The sequence below is a fragment of the Streptomyces sp. DT2A-34 genome (assembly GCF_030499515.1).
Taxonomy (GTDB): domain Bacteria; phylum Actinomycetota; class Actinomycetes; order Streptomycetales; family Streptomycetaceae; genus Streptomyces.
Genome location: NZ_JASTWJ010000001.1, coordinates 1,239,933 through 1,259,028, shown reverse-complemented (window position 1 = coordinate 1,259,028; position 19,096 = coordinate 1,239,933). Strand labels below are relative to the sequence as shown.

The following is a 19,096-nucleotide window of genomic DNA, read 5'->3' as shown; positions in this document are numbered from 1 at the left end:
CGCGTGAGAGGTTCTTTCAGAACGCGTCCGTGTGCGCCCGTGCCCCCTGCTCGAAGGTGCGCGGTGTCTGTCCGGTGACCTCCTGGACCGTCGGCAGCACCTGGGATTCGTCCAGGATCCCGTCGACGAAGAAGCGGAAGAACGCGTCGACGTACGGGGCCGGGAAATGAGCGCCCATCGCCGCGCGTGCCTCGTTGTCCGTGAGGCCGACGGTGCGCAGTTCACGGCCGAGCACCTCGCCGAGGATCCGCACGCGGTCCGAGGGCGGCAGGGATTCGGGTGTCCGGTCACCGTGTGGACGCGGCCCTCGTGCCCGGCCGAGCGGAGGGCGCGGGCGGCCACCTGGGCGATGTCGTACGGGGAGATGTCCGCCGTGCGTACGCCGGGGAAAGGTACGCGCACCTCGTCGCCCTTGCGGATCTGGTCCGCCGGCGCCAGCGCGTTGGACATGAAGCCAGGTCGCCCGCGACGGCCTCCACTCCCGGCGACAATCCCTCGGCCCGCCCGGAGCGGCTCAAGGCGCGCACCGGCTCCCCGGCCTCCGCCAACGCCCGGACGACTTCGGCACCCACGTTCCCCGTGGCACCCGTCACCAGAAACACCCGGCCCCCCTCTCCCTGCCCCGGGCCCCGGCAGGCCCGGCGTCGGGCTCATCCTGCGGGGCCGGGGCGGATGGCACCAGAGGGCACCCCGCAGCTTTGTCCTGTGAGTGGAGAAAGTTGAGGGCAATCTCTGCGCAACTTCTTCCCACTCCCGGCAGCCGCTGCTACGTTCCCCTCGAAAGCAGGCCACGCGAGTGGCCGAAACCCGGCGCGCGCAGGCCGATTGAGGCGGGGAGGGGCTCGTGAGACGCATGACGGCGCGACCCGCGAACGCTCATCAGGCCCGGCTGCTCAAGCTGTTGCGCGACGGAGGGCCCAATTCCCGGGCCCAGCTGGGCGACCAGGTCGACCTCTCGCGGTCCAAGCTGGCCGTGGAGGTGGACCGCCTGCTGGAGACGGGCCTGGTGGTGGCCGACGGACTCGCCGCCTCGCGCGGCGGCCGCCGCTCCCACAACGTCCGGCTCAACCCCGGGCTGCGCTTCTTCGGCGTCGACATCGGCGCGACCTCGGTCGACGTCGCCGTCACCAACGCCGAACTGGAGATCCTGGGACACCTCAACCAGCCCATGGACGTCCGCGAGGGCCCGGTCGCGGTCTTCGAGCAAGTCCTGTCCATGGCAGCGAAGTTGAGGGCCTCCGGGCTCGCGGAGGGGTACGACGGCGCCGGCATCGGCGTCCCCGGACCGGTCCGCTTCCCCGAGGGCGTCCCCGTGGCTCCGCCGATCATGCCGGGCTGGGACGGCTTCCCCGTGCGGGAGGCGCTCAGTCAGGAACTCGGCTGCCCGGTCATGGTCGACAACGACGTGAACCTCATGGCGATGGGGGAGCAGCACGCGGGCGTCGCACGCTCCGTGGGCGACTTCCTCTGCGTCAAGATCGGCACCGGCATCGGCTGCGGCATCGTCGCCGGCGGTGACGTCCACCGCGGTGTCACGGGCAGCGCGGGCGACATCGGGCACATCCAGGCCGTGCCCGACGGCCGCCCCTGCGCCTGCGGCAACCGGGGTTGCCTGGAGGCCCACTTCAGCGGGGCGGCCCTCGCCCGGGACGCCGTGGAGGCGGCCCAGCAGGGGCGGTCGGAGGAACTCGCCTCCCGGCTGGCGGCGAACGGCACCCTGACCGCCGTGGACGTCGCCGCCGCGGCCGCCGCGGGCGACGCCACCGCCCTGGACCTGATCCGCGAGGGCGGCAACCGCGTCGGCCAGGTCATCGCCGGACTCGTCAGCTTCTTCAACCCCGGCCTGGTGGTGATCGGCGGCGGGGTGACCGGCCTCGGCCACACCCTGCTCGCCGCGATCCGCACCCAGGTCTACCGCCAGTCGCTGCCCCTGGCGACCGGCAACCTGCCCATCGTTCTGGGGGAGTTGGGCCCCACCGCCGGAGTCATCGGCGCGGCCCGGCTCATCAGCGACCACCTGTTCTCACCCGCGTAAGCACCGACTTCAGCACGGATCACACCAGTACGGCTCCCTGCTCTGCCCTGCCCTGCTCTGCGGCTGCCCTGATGCGGCCCGCACGCCCGCCAAGGGGACCTCATGGCATCAGAACCACCGCTGCTCAGCATGTCCGGCATCACCAAGTCGTTCCCCGGAGTCCGCGCCCTCGACGGCGTCGACCTCGACGTCCAGGCCGGTGAAGTGCACTGCCTGCTCGGCCAGAACGGCGCCGGCAAGTCCACCCTCATCAAGGTCCTGGCCGGCGCCCACCAGCCCGACACCGGCACGATCCACTGGCGCGGCGAGCCGGTCACGCTCCGTTCGCCCATCGCCGCCATGCGCCTGGGCATCGCCACCATCTACCAGGAACTCGACCTGGTGGAGCACCTGTCGGTGGCCGAGAACGTCCACCTCGGCCATGAACCCACGGCCGCCGGTTTCGTCGTACGGGGCAAGGTGGCGCGTTCATCAACTGCCTCTCGCCTGAAGCGACTTGGGCATCCGGAGATCGACCCGGCCCGCCTGGTCGGCGAGTTGTCGGCGGCGCAGCAGCAGATCGTCTCCATGGCGCGGGCGCTCTCCCACGACGTACGGCTGATCGTGATGGACGAGCCGTCCGCCGCCCTCGACCCGGACGAGGTCGACAACCTCTTCCGCATCGTCGGCGACCTGACCGCCGACGGCGTCGCCGTCGTCTACATCTCGCACCGGCTGGAGGAGATCCGCCGCATCGGCGACCGGGTGACCGTGCTGAAGGACGGGCGGGCCGTGGCGGGCGGGCTTCCCGCGAAGTCGACGCCGACGCGCGAGGTCGTGGCGCTGATGACGGGACGCAATGTGGAGTACGTCTTCCCCGAGCGGCCGACCAGGGATGTGACGGCCGGGAAGCCGCTGCTGGAAGTCCGAGGTCTTGCCCGGGACGGCGAGTTCGAGCCCTTCGACCTGACCGTGCGGCCCGGCGAGATCGTCGGACTCGCCGGACTGGTGGGCTCGGGACGATCCGAAATACTGGAGACTGTATACGGTGCGCGAAAGCCGACAGCCGGTCAGGTGCGGGTCGACGGGCGACCGTTGAAGCCCGGCAGCGTACGCGCCGCCGTCCGCGCCGGCCTCGGGCTCGCCCCCGAGGAGCGCAAGGCGCAGGGCTTGCTGATGCTGGAGTCCGTCACCCGCAACGTCTCGGTCTCCTCCATGTCCCGCTTCTCCCGCGGCGGCTGGATCGACCGGACCGCCGAACTGGGAGCCGCCCGGGCCGCGACCCGCGAGCTCTCGCTACGGCCCGACAACCCGAACGTGCCGGTCCGCACCCTGTCCGGCGGAAACCAGCAAAAGGCCGTCCTGGCCCGCTGGCTGCTGCGCGGCTGCCGCGTCCTGCTGCTCGACGAACCCACCCGCGGCGTCGACGTGGGCGCCCGCGCCGAACTGTACGCGGTCGTCCGCCGACTGGCCGACGAAGGCCTCGCCGTGCTGCTCGTATCCAGCGAAGTGCCCGAGGTGCTGGGCCTCGCCGACCGCGTCCTGGTGCTCCGCGAAGGCCGCGTCGTCCACACCGCACCGGCCCGCGAACTCGACGAACACCGCGTACTCGACCTCGTCATGGAAGGAAGCCCGGCGTCATGACGCAGCACGCCTCCCCGCCCCGGGACAGCACCGGCAAGGTGCCGTCGGCCAGTGCACCGCCCGCCTGGCGTGGCCTGATGGCCCGCGCCGACGTGCGCACTCTCTCCCTGCTCGGCGTCCTCGCCGCGCTGATCGTCATCGGCGGCATCACCAAGCCGGACGAGTTCCTGGACACCCGCAACCTCCAACTCGTTCTCACCCAGGCGTCCGTGATCGGTGTCGTCACCGTCGGCATGACCTTCGTCATCACTTCCGGCGGCATCGACCTGTCCGTCGGTGCGATCGTCGCGCTCGCCTCCGTGTGGGCGACGACGGTCGCGACCCAGGAGTACGGCTTCGGCGGCATCCTCTTCACGGCGGTGATCGTCGGTGTGGGGTGCGGCCTGGTCAACGGGCTGCTCATCGCGTACGGCGCGATGGTCCCGTTCATCGCCACGCTCGCCATGCTGGCCTCCGCGCGCGGACTGGCGCTGCAGATCACGGACGGCAAGACGCAGATCGTGACCGTGCCCTCCGTGCTCGACCTGGGCGAGCGCGACGCGTATGTGCTCGGCATTCCGCCGCTGGTCATGGTGTTCGCGGTCGTGACGATCATCGGCTGGCTGATCCTGAACCGCACGACCTTCGGACGCCGCACGGTCGCCGTCGGCGGCAACGCGGAGGCGGCCCGGCTCGCCGGCATCGACGTGCGCCGCCAGCGGCTCTACCTCTACCTGCTGTCCGGGCTGTGCTGCGGCATCGCCGCGTTCCTGCTGATCATCCTGTCCGGCTCCGGCCAGAACACCAACGGCAACCTCTACGAACTCGACGCCATCGCGGCCGCGATCATCGGCGGCACGCTGCTCAGCGGGGGCCGCGGCACCATCACCGGCTCGATGCTCGGCGTCCTGATCTTCACCACGATCACCAACATCTTCGCCCTGAACAACCTGCAGAGCGACGTCCAGCAGATCGCCAAGGGCGCGATCATCGTCGCCGCCGTGCTGGTCCAGCGCCGTACCGCGAGCACGACCTGAGGAAAGGGTTCACCGCCATGCCAGAGACCATGAGCCGCTTCACCAGTCGCAGAGGGATGCTGTTCGGGACCGCCGCCGTAGGTGCCGGTGCCCTCCTCGCAGGTTGCACGAGCAACGAGTCCGACGACGAGCCGGCCGCGAACGACCAGCCGGCCGCCGACGACAAGCCAGGCAAGCAGGTCACCATCGGCTTCGCCGGACCGCAGGCCGACCACGGCTGGCTCAACGCCATCAATGACAATGCCAAGAGCCGCGCGAAGAAGTACTCCGACGTGACGTTGGAGATCACCGAGGGGTCGAACGACACCGCCGCGCAGATCGGCCAGATAGAGACGCTGATCAACAAGAAGGTCGACGTGCTGGTGGTGCTGCCCGCCGACGGCAAGGCGCTCACCCAGGTCGGCCTGAAGGCGATGCGGGCCCAGATCCCGGTCGTCAACCTCGACCGGGTCTTCAACTCCCCCCAGGCGTACCGCTGCTGGATCGGCGGCGACAACTACGGGATGGGCCTGAACGCCGGTCACTACATCGGCGAGAAGCTCAAGGGGAAGTCGAACGCCCGCGTCATCGAGCTGGCCGGGCTGGACAACCTGGAGCTGACCCAGCAGCGCACCCAGGGCTTCGACGACGCACTGAAGAACTACCCCAACATCAAGAAGGTGGCCCGTCAGGCGGCCGAGTTCACCGTCGAGTCCGGACAGGCCAAGATGGCCCAACTCCTGCAGGCCCAGTCGAAGTTCGACGCCCTGTGGAACCACGACGACGACCAGGGCGTGGGCGCCCTGCGCGCCATCGAACAGGCCGGGCGCGACGACTTCCTGATGGTCGGCGGCGCGGGCGCGCTGTCCGCCTTCCAGGCCATCAAGCAGGACGACGGCGTCCTCAAGGCCACCGTCCTGTACCCGCCGACCATGGCCGCCTCCGCCATCGACCTGGCCCGCGCGCTGGGCCAGGGCAAGGGCGTCGGCGGCATGGCCGAGTTCGAGATCCCGGCCTCGATCACCCTCTACTCGGCGGTCGTCGACAAGACCAACGTCGACCAGTACATGTCCACCGGCTTCAAGTGATCCGTTCCGCCCGCACCCCCCACGTGCGCCACCCCGACCAGGACGAGGAGGACACCCACATGGGACAGCCGCAGCAGCAGTCAGAAGGGACCGAGGCAGGCAAGCCACCCCTGCGCGTGGGGATGGTCGGCTACGCCTTCATGGGCGCCGCCCACTCCCAGGGCTGGCGCACCGCGGGCCGCGTCTTCGACCTGCCGCTGAACCCGGTGCAGGCCGTCATCTGCGGCCGCGACGCCGCTGCCGCGCGGGCGGCGGCCGACCGGCACGGCTGGGCGTCCGTCGAGACCGACTGGCGTGCCCTCGTCGAACGGGACGACATCGACCTCGTCGACATCTGCACCCCCGGCGACAGCCACGCCGAGATCGCCCTCGCGGCGCTGGCCGCCGGCAAGCACGTCCTGTGCGAGAAGCCCCTCGCCAACACCGTCGAGGAGGCCACGTCGATGGCGCGGGCGGCCGAAGAGGCGTACGCGCGCGGCCAGGTGGCGATGGTCGGTTTCAACTACCGCCGGGTGCCGGCCACCGCCCTGGCCCGCCGGATGGTCGCCGAGGGCCGCCTCGGCGCGGTGCGGCACGTGCGCGTGACGTACCTCCAGGACTGGCTGGTCGACCCCGACTTCCCGCTGACCTGGCGGCTGCGCAAGGAGCTGGCCGGCTCGGGCGCGCTCGGCGACCTCGGCGCGCACATCATCGACCTCGCTCAGTACCTGGCGGGGGAGCGGCTGACCGGGGTGTCCGCCCTGACGGAGACCTTCGTGAAGGAACGCCCGCTGCCCGGCGGGGCCGTGAAGGGGCTCTCCGCCGTCTCGGCCGAGGGTGCCACCGGCCAGGTCACCGTCGACGACGCCGCCCTGTTCACCGGCCGCTTCCCGTCCGGCGCCCTCGCCTCCTTCGAGGCCACCCGCTACGCCACCGGCCGCAAGAACGCCCTGCGCATCGAACTCAACGGTGAGCGCGGCTCGTTGGCCTTCGACCTGGAGCGCCTCAACGAACTCGCCTACCACGACGGCACGGAACCGGGAGCCCACGCCGGCTTCCGCCGCATCCTCGTCACCGAACCCGACCACCCCTACCTGGACGCATGGTGGCCCCCGGGCCACGGCCTCGGCTACGAGCACACCTTCGTCCACCAGGCCCGCGACCTGGTCCACGCCATCGCGGAGGGCCGCCGACCCGAACCCTCCTTCGCCGACGGGCTGCAGGTGCAGCGCGTACTGGCGGCGGTGGAGGAGAGCGCCGAGAAGAACTCCGTCTACACGCCCATAGCGGTCTGAGGAGGCCGACGAGAATGCCGCGCACCTTCACGCTCTTCACCGGCCAGTGGGCCGACCTTCCGCTGGAGGAGGTCTGCCGGCTCGCCCGCGACTTCGGCTACGACGGACTCGAACTCGCCTGCTGGGGCGACCACTTCGAGGTCGACAAGGCCCTCGCGGACCCGTCCTACATCGATTCCCGCAAGGCGCTGCTCGACAAGTACGGCCTCAAGTGCTGGGCCATCTCCAACCATCTCGTCGGCCAGGCCGTCTGCGACGCCATCATCGACGAACGCCACCAGGCCATTCTGCCGGGCGAGGTGTGGGCCGACGGAGATCCGGAGGGCGTGCGCAGGCGGGCCGCCGACCGCATGAAGGACACCGCGCGCGCCGCGGCTGCCTTCGGCGTGAACACCGTCGTCGGCTTCACCGGCTCCGCGATCTGGCATCTCGTCGCCATGTTCCCGCCCGCACCCGAGTCGATGATCGAGCGCGGCTACGAGGACTTCGCGACCCGCTGGAACCCCATCCTGGACGTCTTCGACGAGGAGGGCGTGCGGTTCGCGCACGAGGTCCACCCCAGCGAGATCGCCTACGACTACTGGACGACCTGGCGGGCCCTGGAGGCCGTCGGCGGTCGCCCCGCCTTCGGCCTGAACTTCGACCCGTCGCACTTCGTGTGGCAGGACCTCGACCCGGTCGGCTTCCTCTGGGACTTCCGCGACCGCATCTACCACGTCGACTGCAAGGAGGCCCGCAAACGCCTCGACGGTCGCAACGGCCGCCTCGGCTCGCACCTTCCGTGGGGCGATCCCCGCCGTGGCTGGGACTTCGTGTCGGCCGGACACGGCGACGTCCCGTGGGAGGACGTCTTCCGCATGCTGCGCTCCATCGACTACCAGGGCCCCATCTCCGTGGAGTGGGAGGACGCCGGTATGGACCGGCTCCAGGGCGCCCCCGAGGCGCTGACCCGTCTCAAGGCGTACGACTTCGAGCCACCGTCGGCCTCCTTCGACGCGGCGTTCGGCAACTGACCTTTTCTCACCTGCTTCTGGCTTTTCTGACCTGTTCAGGGGCTCGTCGAGCCCTGCTTCGACTCTCCGGGATGACGGCGCATCCCGGCGTACGCACCCGCCCGGTACAACCGGCCCCTTTTTGGAGGCACTCGTGCACGGGAACGACCGCACCACCAGCACCGGCAGAAACGAGACCCACAGACGACGCCCGTCCTTGCGCAAGGCGGTGGCGCTGCTCAGCGGCGCACTGCTGGCGGGCGCCACGCTCACCTTCACCGCACCCCAGGCCGGCGCAGCCGTCGCCGACGAGGGGGCTGCCGCGGCTGCTGCCGAGGCCGCCGCGGCGGAGGACTTCCAGCAGGTCACCCTCGCCAAGGGCGAGCCGGAGGTCGGCGAGCCCATGTCGCTCGCCGTCCTGCCGGACCGCTCGGTCCTGCACACCTCCCGCGACGGCGAACTGCGCCTCACCGACGCGGCGGGCAACACCAAGCTCGCGGGCAAGCTCGATGTGTACACGCACGACGAGGAGGGCCTGCAAGGCATCGGCGTCGACCCCTCATTCGCCGAGAACCGCTTCATCTACCTCTACTACGCACCCCCGCTCGACACCCCGGCCGGTGACGCCCCCGAGACGGGAACGGCGGCCGACTTCGCTCCCTTCGACGGCGTCAACCGTCTCTCCCGCTTCGTCCTGAAGACCGACGGCACGCTGGATGCAGCCAGCGAGACGAAGATCCTCGACATTCCCGCCTCCCGCGGCCTGTGCTGCCATGTCGGCGGCGACATCGACTTCGACGCGGCGGGCAATCTGTATCTCTCAACGGGCGACGACACCAATCCGTTCCAGTCGGACGGCTTCACCCCGATCGACGAGCGCGCCAACCGCAACCCGGCCTTCGACGCCCAGCGTTCCTCCGGCAACACCAACGACCTGCGCGGCAAGATCCTGCGCATCAAGGTCAACGCCGACGGCTCGTACTCCATCCCCGACGGCAACCTCTTCGCGCCCGGCACCGACAAGACGCGGCCCGAGATCTACGCGATGGGCTTCCGCAACCCGTTCCGCTTCAGCGTCGACAAGGAGACCGGGATCGTCTACGTCGGCGACTACGGCCCCGACGCCGGCGCCGCCGACCCGGCCCGCGGCCCGGCCGGCCAGGTCGAGTTCGCCCGCGTCACCGGCCCCGGCAACTACGGGTGGCCGTACTGCACCGGCGACAACGACGCCTATGTCGACTACGACTTCGCGACCGGCCAGTCCGGCGCGTCCTTCGACTGCGCCGCGCCGAAGAACACCTCGCCGCACAACACCGGCCTGACCGACCTGCCCCCGGCCCAGGCCGCCTGGATCCCGTACGACGGCGCATCGGTGCCCGAGTTCGGCACCGGCTCCGAGTCCCCGATGGGCGGCCCGGTCTACCACTACGACGCCTCGCTCGACTCGCCGGTGAAGTTCCCCGAGGCCTACGACGGGAACTTCTTCGCCGGGGAGTTCGGCCGCCGCTGGATCAAGCGGATCGTGAGCGACGACGCCGGGACCGTGCAGTCGATCAACGAGGTCCCCTGGACCGGCACCCAGATCATGGACATGGCCTTCGGTCCGGACGGCGCGCTGTACGTCCTCGACTACGGCGTCTCGTGGTTCGGCGGCGACGAGCACTCCGCTCTGTACCGCATCGAGAACGCCACAGACGGCCACTCGCCCGTGGCGCAGGCCGCGGCGAGCAGGACCTCGGGGCAGGCGCCGCTGAGGGTGCAGTTCTCGTCCGAGGGCACGAGCGACCAGGACGGCGACGCCCTGACCTACAGCTGGGACTTCGGCGACGGCGGCAAGTCGACGGCGGCCAACCCGGCGTACCGCTACAAGAAGAACGGCACCTACACCGCGACCCTCACCGCCAAGGACCCCTCGGGCCGCACCGGCAGCGCGAGCGTGCAGATCGTGGTCGGCAACACCGCGCCCAAGGTGACACTGGAACTCCCGCAGGACGGGCAGCTGTTCAGCTTCGGTGACGCGATCCCGTTCAAGGTGCGGGTCAGTGACCCCGAGGACCGGACGATCGACTGCGCCAAGGTCAAGGTCACCTTCATCCTCGGCCACGACAGCCACGGCCACCCGGTGACCTCGGCGAACGGCTGCACCGGCACCATCCAGACCAGCGCCGACGGCGGGCACGACGAGGACGCCAACATCTTCGGCGTCATGGACGCCGAGTACACCGACGGCGGAGGCGGCGGTCAGGCCCCGCTCACCACGCACGACCAGAACGTCACCCAGCCGAGGCACCGGCAGGCCGAGCACTTCGGCAATGGCTCCGGCGTCTCCGTCATCACCAAGGCCACCGCGCACGGCGGCCGGACCGTCGGCAACATCAACAACGGCGACTGGATCTCCTTCACGCCGTACGCCCTGAGCAACGCCAAGAAGATCTCCGCCCGGATCTCCTCCGGCGGCGCGGGCGGCACGCTCGAGGTCCGTGCGGGGTCCTCGACGGGCACCCTGCTCGGCAAGACGACCGTGCCGGTGACCGGCGGCTGGGAGACCTTCCAGGACGTCACGGCCGACCTGTCCCGCGCACCGAGGGGCACGACCACGCTCTACCTCGTCTTCAAGGGGAGCGGCTCGGGCGCCCTGTACGACGTGGACGACTTCACCTTCACCACGGGTTGAGAGGAGGTACGGAGGATGCGCATACACCCAACTGGGCGCCTGGCAACGGCAGTCGTCGGAGCCGCCGTACTTCTCGGCTGTGTCTCGGGGCCGGCCGCATCACAGTCCTCGCGGGACTCGCGGCCCGGAGCTGAGGCCAAGAGGGTGCTGGTCTTCTCCAAGACAGCCGGCTTCCGCCACGACTCGATCCCCGACGGCATCGCCGCGGTGAAACAGCTCGGCGAGACGGGCGACTTCACGGTCGACGCGACGGAGGACGCCGCGGCCTTCACCGCCGGCAACCTGCGCCGCTACGACGCGGTCGTGTTCCTGTCGACGACCGGGGACGTCCTGAACGCCGCCCAGCAGACGGCCTTCGAGGGCTACATCCGACGCGGCGGCGGCTACGTCGGTATCCACGCGGCCGCCGACACCGAGTACGACTGGGCGTTCTACGGCGGCCTCGCCGGCGCCTACTTCCAGTCGCACCCGGCGATCCAGCCCGCGACCGTGGACGTCGAGGACCACGCCCACCCGGCGACCTCGGGTCTGGCGCAGACGTGGAACCGCACGGACGAGTGGTACAACTACCGCTCGAATCCGCGGGAGAGGGCCCATGTCCTCGCGTCCCTCGACGAGTCCTCGTACAGCGGCGGCACCATGAACGGCGACCATCCGATCGCCTGGTGCCAGAACTACCAGGGCGGCCGCGCCTTCTACACCGGGGGCGGCCATACGAAGGAGTCCTACGCCGAGCCTCAGTTCCGCGAGCACCTGCTCGGCGGAATCCGCTGGGCCGTCGGCGACGCCGAGGCCGACTGCCGCCCGGAGAACGGCTACCGCCCGCTCTTCGACGGCACACAGGCTTCGCTGGACAGCTGGCGCCAGGCCGGCCCGGGCTCCTTCACCCTGTCCGACGACGGCACGCTCACGTCGACCGGCGGCATGGGCATGCTCTGGTATGCCGCTTCGGGCTTCGGGTCGTACTCCCTGAAGCTCGACTGGAGGATGGCCGGCGACGACAACTCCGGTGTGTTCGTGGGCTTCCCGCCCTCGGACGACCCGTGGTCGGCCGTCAACAACGGCTACGAGATCCAGATCGACGCGACCGACGCCCCTGACCGCACCACCGGGGCCGTGTACGGCTTCCAGTCCGCCGACCTCGACAAGCGCGACCGTGCGCTGAACCCGCCGGGGGAGTGGAACACGTACGAGATCCGTGTGGAGGGCGAGCGCCTCCGCGTCCATCTCAACGGCGTGAAGATCAACGACTTCACCAACACCGACCCGGCCCGGAGCCTCACCGACGGACACATCGGCATCCAGAACCACGGAGCCGACGACGAGGTGTCCATCCGTGACGTCCGGATCAAGGAACTGCCCACGAAGTCCTCCGCATCCTCGGCTTCGCACGGAGCCTTGGCTTCGCAGGGCGACTGAGCGACGGCGGGCGGGGGACGCCGGACTCCCGCCCGCCGTCTTTTCCCCACCCGCCGGACCTCGCCAGGGCCGGTGGGGTCGGGTCCACATACGACGCGTTCGACAAGGAGGCCGCCATGTCCGCGTCCGTTTCCCCCTCCGACTCGCGCGTCGGCGTCTGGCTGATCGGGGCGCGCGGCTCCGTCGCCACGAGCGTCGTCGCCGGGTGCGCCGCCGTCACCGCGGGCCTGCACCCGCCGACGGGCCTGGTCACCGAGACGCCCATGTTCGCGGACAGTGGCCTGCCTCCGCTGTCGTCCCTCGTCTTCGGCGGCCACGACACGGTGGACTGCCCCCTGCCCAAACGCGCCGAGGCCCTGGCGGCAGGCGGCGTCCTGCCTCCCGGCCTCCCCACGGCCGTACGGGCCGAACTCGCCGCCACCGACCGCGAGATCAGGCCCGGCGGCCCTCTCCCCGGAGACACCCGAGGCGAGGAGCAGCTCATCGCCGCCTTCGCCTCGGACATACGGGACTTCACACGGCGATGCGAGCTCGCCCGCGCCGTCGTCGTGAACGTGGCCTCCACCGAACCCCTCCCCACCGGCACCGCCCTGCCCCCGAGTTCGCTGTACGCGGCGGCGGCCCTGCGCGCGGGCTGCCCGTACGTGAACTTCACCCCGTCGACGGGCCTGAACCACCCGGCGCTGGCCTCCCTGGCCTCGTCGACCGGCCTGCCGTACGCGGGCCGCGACGGCAAGACGGGACAGACACTGCTCCGCTCGGTCCTGGGCCCGATGTTCACCCAACGGGCACTGGCGGTCCGCGCCTGGTCCGGCACGAACCTGCTCGGCGGCGGTGACGGCGCCTCCCTGGCCGACCCGGCCGCCGCGGCGGCGAAGAACGCCGGCAAGGAGAGGGTGCTGGCGGACGTCCTGGACGAGGTGCCCGAAGGGGAGGTCCACATCGACGACGTCCCCGCGCTCGGCGACTGGAAGACCGCCTGGGACCACATCGCCTTCGACGGCTTCCTCGGCACCCGCATGATCCTCCAAACCATCTGGCAGGGCTGCGACTCCGCCCTCGCGGCACCCCTGATCCTCGACCTCGCCCGCCTGACCGCCCGCGCCCACGAGGCGGGCCTGTCCGGACCGCTCGGCGAACTGGGCTTCTACTTCAAGGATCCGGTGGGGGAGGGGCCGGGGGCACTGGGCGAGCAGTACGCGGCACTGGGGCGGTTCGCGGAGCGTCTACGGGGGGCCGGAGGTGAGCGGTTGGGTGAGTGGGGGGCCGGGGGTGAGCGGTTGGGTGTGCGGGGAGTCGGTACTGAGCCCTTGGATGTGCCGGGAGCCGGCGCTGAGCCGCTGGGCGTGCCGGGAAACGGGGCTGAGCCGCGTGGCGACGGTCCCGGCCGTCTCGGCGCGTGCGGTGGTGCCGGCCACTCCGAGGAGCAACGGTGAAGGGGCGCGGGGCCCTCCGCCTCGGCTACGGCACCAATGGCCTCGCCGACCTCCGCCTCGACGACGCCCTGGTCCTGCTCGCCGACCTCGGCTACGACGGCGTCGGCCTGACCCTCGACCACATGCACCTGGACCCACTCGCCCCGGACCTCACCGCCCGCACCCGCCGCCTCGCGCACCGCCTGGACGCACTCGGTCTGCAAGTCACCGTGGAGACAGGCGCCCGCTATGTGCTTGATCCTCGTCGCAAACACGGTCCCTCCCTCCTGGACGCCGACCCGGACGACCGTGCCCGCCGCGTCGACCTGCTGATCCGGGCCGTCCGGGTAGCGGCCGACCTCGGCGCCCACGCCGTCCACTGCTTCAGCGGCATCACACCGCCGGGAACCGACCCGGAGACCGCCTGGCACCGCCTGGCCGACACACTCACTCCCGTCCTGGACGCCGCCACCACCGCCGGCATCCCCCTCGCCGTCGAGCCCGAACCGGGCCACCTCCTCGCCACCCTCTCCGACTTCCACCGCCTCCGCCGCGCACTCGGCGACCCGGAACACCTCGGCCTGACCCTCGACATCGGCCACTGCCAGTGCCTCGAACCCCTCTCTCCCGCCGACTGCGTACGCGCCGCCGCCCCCTGGCTGCGTCACGTCCAGATCGAGGACATGTGCCGCGGCATCCATGAACACCTCCCCTTCGGCGACGGCGAGATCGACTTCCCGCCCGTGCTCGCCGCCCTCGCCGCCAGCGGCTACCAGGGCCTGACGGTCGTCGAACTGCCCCGCCACTCCCACGCGGGCCCCCACTTCGCCGAACTCTCCCTCCCGTTCCTCCGCCGCGCCGAAGCCACCGCCACCGGATCACCCGTATTCGCCCCACGCCCTGGCGATCCCTCCGCCACCCCAGAAGGGAGCACCTCATGACCCCCTCCCGCAGCACCCCGGCAACCCCGGACGCGGACACCAAGGGCAGCCCACTCCCCGAACCCGATGCGGGCACCGACTCCCGCCCGGGCGCCCACAGCCCCGCGGGTGCCGAGAGCCCCGCGGGTGCCGAGAGAAGAACGGAGGCTCGGCCCGGTGCCGGGAGCGGGGCAGGGACGGAGGCTCGGCTCGGTGCCGGGGGCCGACCGGGCACGGAGGCTCGGCCAAGCGCCGGTGACCGGGCAGGTGCCGAGAGCCGGCCGGACACCCCGGGCACCACCCTCGCCCTCACCCCGCCCGCCGAACTGCGCGGCCACCTCACCGGCTGCCTCGGTACCGCCGCCCGCGCGTGGCTCCACCGGGCCCTCGGCGAGGCCGCCGCCCATCCCGGCACTCACGGTCCCATCTCCGCCTGGGAGTTGCGCATCGCCGAGGCCGGGCGCCGCTGTGGCGCCGAGTACGCCGACGCCGCCCGCGTCCTCATCCTGCACGCGGCCCGCGCCGACGTGGACGCCGTCACCCGGGTCTACTTCCAGGGCACCGCCGCCGAACGCCGCGCCGTCCTGCACGCACTACCCCACCTCGTGCCCGGTCCGCAGGCCCTCCCGCTCGTCGAGGACGCCCTGCGCACCAACGACACCCGCCTCCTGGCCGCCGCCGTCGGCCCCTACGCCGCCCGGCACCTCGATCCCCATCAGTGGCGCCACGCCGTCCTGAAGTGCCTGTTCACCGGTGTGCCCGTCGTCGCGGTGGCCGACCTGAACCGGCGCGCCCACTCCGACGCCGAACTCGCCCGCATGCTCGGCGACTACGCCGCCGAACGCACCGCCGCGGGCCGGGCCGTGCCCGAAGACCTGTACCGCGTCCTGACCCTCACCGACCCCACGGCCACCTCACCCGCGCCGACCGCTGGGTGCGGCACCCACGGCAGCCACGGAACCGACGGCACCGACGGCAAGGAGTCCTGATGCGCCTCTTCGACCCCCACATCCACATGACGTCACGCACCACCGACGACTACGAGGCCATGCACGCCGCCGGTGTCCGCGCCGTCGTCGAGCCCTCTTTCTGGCTCGGCCAGCCCCGCACGTCTCCCGCCTCCTTCCTCGACTACTTCGACTCCCTTCTCGGCTGGGAGCCCTTCCGTGCCGCCCAGTACGGCATCGCCCACCACTGCACCCTCGCCCTCAACCCCAAGGAGGCGAACGACCCGCGCTGTGTCCCCGTCCTCGACGAACTGCCCCGGTATCTCGTGAAGGACCAGGTCGTCGCCGTCGGCGAGATCGGCTACGACTCGATGACCCCCGCCGAGGACACCGCGCTTGCCGCTCAGCTGCAGCTCGCCGCCGTACACGAACTGCCCGCGCTCGTCCACACCCCGCACCGCGACAAGCTGGCCGGCCTGCGCCGCACCCTCGACGTCGTCCGGGAGTCCGCGCTGCCCCCGGACCGCGTCCTCGTCGACCACCTCAACGAGACGACGGTCAAGGAGGCCAAGGACAGCGGCTGCTGGCTCGGCTTCTCCGTCTATCCCGACACCAAGATGGACGAGGAGCGGATGGTCGCGATCCTGCGCGCGTACGGGACCGAGCAGGTGCTGGTGAACTCCGCAGCCGACTGGGGCAGGAGCGATCCCCTGAAGACGCGCAAGGTCGCCGACCTGATGCTGGCCGAAGGCTTCGGGGAGGATGACGTCGATCTCGTGCTGTGGCGCAATCCCATCGCCTTCTACGGGCTCAGCGGTCGGCTCACCCTCGACATCGCGACCGCGACCCCGGAGGCGACCCATGAGGGCAACTCCATCCTCCGCGGCGCTCCGAAAGACCCCGAAGGACCGGCCGGCGCCCTGAGACAGTCGGACGACCTGGTGGGCGCCCCGCGGGTGTCGGACGACCTGGTGGGCGCCCCGAGGGCGTCGGACAACCCGGTCGGCGAACCAAGAAGGTGGGACGACCCGACCGCCGCCCCGGCCCCGGAGGCGTGAAGCATGCGCTTCCGACACCCCGACGGCTCCACCGTCCACCTCGCGTACTGCACCAACGTCCACCCGGCCGAAACCCTCGACGGCGTACTCGCCCAACTCCGCGACCACTGCGAACCCGTCCGCCGAGGGCTCGGCCGTGACCGCCTCGGCATCGGCCTGTGGCTCGCCAAGGACGCCGCCCACGCCCTCGTCTCGGACCCGTCCGCCCTGCGCGGCCTGCGCACCGAACTCGACCGGCGCGGCCTCGAGGTCGTCACCCTCAACGGCTTCCCGTATGAGGGATTCGGTGACGAAGAAGTCAAGTACCGCGTGTACAAGCCGGACTGGGCCGATCCCGAACGCCTCGAACACACCACCTCCCTGGCCCGCGTCCTCGCCGGTCTCCTCCCCGACGACGTCAGCCAAGGCAGCATCTCGACCCTGCCCCTCGCCTGGCGCACCCACTACGACGACCGACGCGCCGAGGCCGCCCGCACCGCCCTGGTCACGCTCGCCGAACGCCTCGACGCTCTGCGGGAGTTGACCGGCCGCGACATCCGCGTCGGACTCGAACCCGAGCCCGGCTGCATCATCGAGACCACCGCCGACGCCATCGCCCCGCTCACCGCTGTCGGGCACGACCGCATCGGCATCTGCGTCGACACCTGTCACCTCGCCACCTCCTTCGAAGATCCGCACACCGCCCTGGACGCGCTCACCGAAGCCCGCGTCCCCGTCGTCAAATCCCAGCTCTCAGCCGCCCTGCACGCCGAACACCCCCATCTCCCCGACGTCCGCGACGCCCTCGCCACCTTCGACGAACCCCGCTTCCTGCACCAGACCCGCACGCCCACCGCCGCCGGCCTGCGCGGCACCGACGACCTGGGCGAGGCCCTCAAGGGCGACGCCCTGCCCGACGCCTCCCCATGGCGCGCCCACTTCCACGTCCCGCTCCACGCGGCCCCCGCCGCGCCCCTCACCTCCACACTCTCCGTCCTCAGGGCGGCACTGACGCGGCTCGTCGGTGGCCCGCACCCGCTCACCCGGCACCTCGAGGTCGAGACGTACACCTGGCAGGCCCTCCCGACCGAACTGCGACCTCGCGCCCGCAGCCAGCTCGCCGACGGCATCGCCGCCGAACTCACCCTCGCCCGCGATCTGTTGACGGACCTCGGCCTGAAGGAGCTGCCGTGACCGAGCGACCGGACCCGGCTGCCCCGGCCTCCTCACCGCGTGGCCGCCCAGCACCCCGACCGGAGGCCACCACCCTGGGATGTCCCACCCCTCTCCTCGTCCTCGACGTCGTCGGCCTCACCCCGCGTCTCCTCGACCACATGCCCCACCTCAAGACGCTCGCCCAGTCCGGCTCCCGCGCGCCGCTCGGCACCGTCCTGCCCGCGGTCACCTGCGCCGCCCAGTCCACCTTCCTGACCGGCACCCACCCGTCGGAGCACGGCATCGTCGGCAACGGCTGGTACTTCCGCGACCTCGGCGACGTACTCCTGTGGCGCCAGCACAACGGACTGGTCGCCGGCGACAAGCTCTGGGACGCCGCCCGCCGCGCGCATCCCGGCTACACCGTCGCGAATATCTGCTGGTGGTACGCCATGGGCGCCGACACCGACATCACCGTCACCCCCCGTCCGATCTACTACTCCGACGGCCGCAAGGAACCCGACTGCTACACCCGGCCGCCCGCCCTGCACGACGAACTCACCGAGAAGCTGGGCGCCTTCCCGCTCTTCCACTTCTGGGGCCCCGGCGCGGACCTGGTCTCCAGCCGCTGGATCATCGACGCGACCCGCCACATCATCCGCACCCGGCACCCCGATCTGACGCTCTGCTACCTCCCTCATCTCGACTACGACCTGCAGCGCTTCGGCCCGGACGATCCACGCTCGCTGAAGGCGGCCGCCGACCTGGACGCTGCCATGGCCCCGCTGCTGGACGACGCTCGCGCCGAGGGCCGTACCGTCGTCGCGCTGTCCGAGTACGGGATCACTCGCGTGAACCGGCCCGTCGACATCAACCGCGCCCTGAGACGGGCAGGCCTGCTGGAGGTGCACACCCAGGACGGCATGGAGTACCTCGACCCGATGACGTCACGTGCCTTCGCGGTCGCCGACCACCAGATCGCCCATGTCTACGTGCGCCGGCCGGAAGACCTCGACGCGACCCGGACCGCCCTGGACGGACTACCCGGCATCGAGCAACTCCTCGACGACGAGGGCAAGAAGGCTCACCATCTCGACCATCCACGCTCCGGCGAGCTCGTCGCCGTCGCGGAGCCCGATGCCTGGTTCACGTACTACTACTGGCTCGACGACGCCCGCGCGCCCGACTTCGCGCGACTGGTCGAGATCCATCGCAAACCCGGCTACGACCCGGTCGAACTCTTCATGGATCCCCTCGACCCCTACATCAAGGTCAAGGCCGCGACCGCACTCGCCCGCAAGAAACTGGGCATGCGCTACCGCATGGCGGTCGTGCCCCTGGATCCGTCACCTATTCGCGGCAGCCATGGCCGCATACCTGCGAGCGACGACGACGGTCCGCTCCTCATCTGCTCCACCCCCCGCGCTCTCGGCGACCGTGTCGCGGCCACCGATGTGAAGTCACTCCTGCTCCAATTCGCCGGTCTCGGCTGACCGGTTAAGACCGGCACGCACCAGCTCGC

The 19,096-nt window shown here is 71.1% G+C and carries 16 protein-coding genes; 14 read left to right on the top strand and 2 right to left on the bottom strand.

Translation table 11 applies throughout. From position 1 onward, the window contains the following. Positions 1-16: 16 nt before the first annotated feature. Together QQM39_RS46075 and QQM39_RS46070 are read right to left on the bottom strand one after the other, a co-directional pair. A complete protein-coding gene (locus tag QQM39_RS46075) occupies positions 17-253 on the bottom strand; it encodes a hypothetical protein (RefSeq protein ID WP_367668909.1) in 237 nt (78 codons plus the stop codon). A gap of 34 nt (positions 254-287) precedes the next feature. Continuing rightward, positions 288-572, bottom strand: coding sequence for a hypothetical protein (locus QQM39_RS46070; protein ID WP_367668908.1), 285 nt, complete (start codon positions 570-572; stop codon positions 288-290). A 281-nt stretch (positions 573-853) separates the two neighbouring features. Between QQM39_RS46070 and QQM39_RS05395 the strand changes: the two genes are divergently transcribed. From QQM39_RS05395 to QQM39_RS05330, 14 genes are all read left to right on the top strand, one after another. Then, positions 854-2,035, top strand: coding sequence for an ROK family transcriptional regulator (locus QQM39_RS05395; RefSeq protein ID WP_302003491.1), 1,182 nt, complete (start codon positions 854-856; stop codon positions 2,033-2,035). Between the two features lie 102 nt (positions 2,036-2,137). Next, the gene (locus QQM39_RS05390) at positions 2,138-3,658 is read left to right on the top strand and encodes a sugar ABC transporter ATP-binding protein (protein WP_301995476.1); all 1,521 of its coding nucleotides are present in this window, start codon (positions 2,138-2,140) and stop codon (positions 3,656-3,658) included. Then, positions 3,655-4,674 (top strand): ABC transporter permease, encoded by a 1,020-nt coding sequence (locus tag QQM39_RS05385; RefSeq protein WP_301995475.1) that lies wholly within the window; start codon positions 3,655-3,657, stop codon positions 4,672-4,674. Before QQM39_RS05390 ends, QQM39_RS05385 begins: the two co-directional genes overlap by 4 nt. Before the next feature lie 17 nt (positions 4,675-4,691). Continuing rightward, on the top strand, positions 4,692-5,741 hold the full coding sequence (locus tag QQM39_RS05380) for a substrate-binding domain-containing protein (protein WP_301995474.1): 1,050 nt from the start codon (positions 4,692-4,694) through the stop codon (positions 5,739-5,741). 59 nt (positions 5,742-5,800) lie between these two features. Further along, complete coding sequence (locus QQM39_RS05375) at positions 5,801-7,015, top strand: Gfo/Idh/MocA family protein (protein WP_302003490.1); 1,215 nt, start codon at positions 5,801-5,803, stop codon at positions 7,013-7,015. Positions 7,016-7,029: 14 nt separating this feature from the next. Continuing rightward, positions 7,030-8,028 (top strand): sugar phosphate isomerase/epimerase, encoded by a 999-nt coding sequence (locus QQM39_RS05370; RefSeq protein ID WP_301995473.1) that lies wholly within the window; start codon positions 7,030-7,032, stop codon positions 8,026-8,028. A gap of 133 nt (positions 8,029-8,161) precedes the next feature. After that, a complete protein-coding gene (locus QQM39_RS05365; RefSeq protein WP_301995472.1) occupies positions 8,162-10,681 on the top strand; it encodes a PQQ-dependent sugar dehydrogenase in 2,520 nt (839 codons plus the stop codon). A gap of 15 nt (positions 10,682-10,696) precedes the next feature. Beyond that, positions 10,697-12,100 (top strand): ThuA domain-containing protein, encoded by a 1,404-nt coding sequence (locus QQM39_RS05360; RefSeq protein ID WP_301995471.1) that lies wholly within the window; start codon positions 10,697-10,699, stop codon positions 12,098-12,100. Positions 12,101-12,216: 116 nt separating this feature from the next. Then, positions 12,217-13,536 carry an inositol-3-phosphate synthase gene (locus QQM39_RS05355; protein ID WP_301995470.1) on the top strand — a complete coding sequence of 440 codons (1,320 nt, stop codon included), beginning with the start codon at positions 12,217-12,219 and terminating at the stop codon, positions 13,534-13,536. Further along, positions 13,533-14,456 carry a sugar phosphate isomerase/epimerase gene (locus QQM39_RS05350; protein WP_301995469.1) on the top strand — a complete coding sequence of 308 codons (924 nt, stop codon included), beginning with the start codon at positions 13,533-13,535 and terminating at the stop codon, positions 14,454-14,456. Before QQM39_RS05355 ends, QQM39_RS05350 begins: the two co-directional genes overlap by 4 nt. Next, positions 14,453-15,424 carry an EboA domain-containing protein gene (locus tag QQM39_RS05345; RefSeq protein WP_301995468.1) on the top strand — a complete coding sequence of 324 codons (972 nt, stop codon included), beginning with the start codon at positions 14,453-14,455 and terminating at the stop codon, positions 15,422-15,424. Before QQM39_RS05350 ends, QQM39_RS05345 begins: the two co-directional genes overlap by 4 nt. Then, complete coding sequence (locus QQM39_RS05340; protein ID WP_301995467.1) at positions 15,424-16,440, top strand: TatD family hydrolase; 1,017 nt, start codon at positions 15,424-15,426, stop codon at positions 16,438-16,440. Before QQM39_RS05345 ends, QQM39_RS05340 begins: the two co-directional genes overlap by 1 nt. A 3-nt stretch (positions 16,441-16,443) precedes the next feature. After that, positions 16,444-17,613, top strand: coding sequence for a metabolite traffic protein EboE (gene eboE, locus QQM39_RS05335; RefSeq protein ID WP_301995466.1), 1,170 nt, complete (start codon positions 16,444-16,446; stop codon positions 17,611-17,613). Positions 17,614-17,687: 74 nt separating this feature from the next. Then, complete coding sequence (locus QQM39_RS05330; RefSeq protein ID WP_302003489.1) at positions 17,688-19,067, top strand: nucleotide pyrophosphatase/phosphodiesterase family protein; 1,380 nt, start codon at positions 17,688-17,690, stop codon at positions 19,065-19,067. The last annotated feature ends 29 nt before the right edge of the window (positions 19,068-19,096 follow it).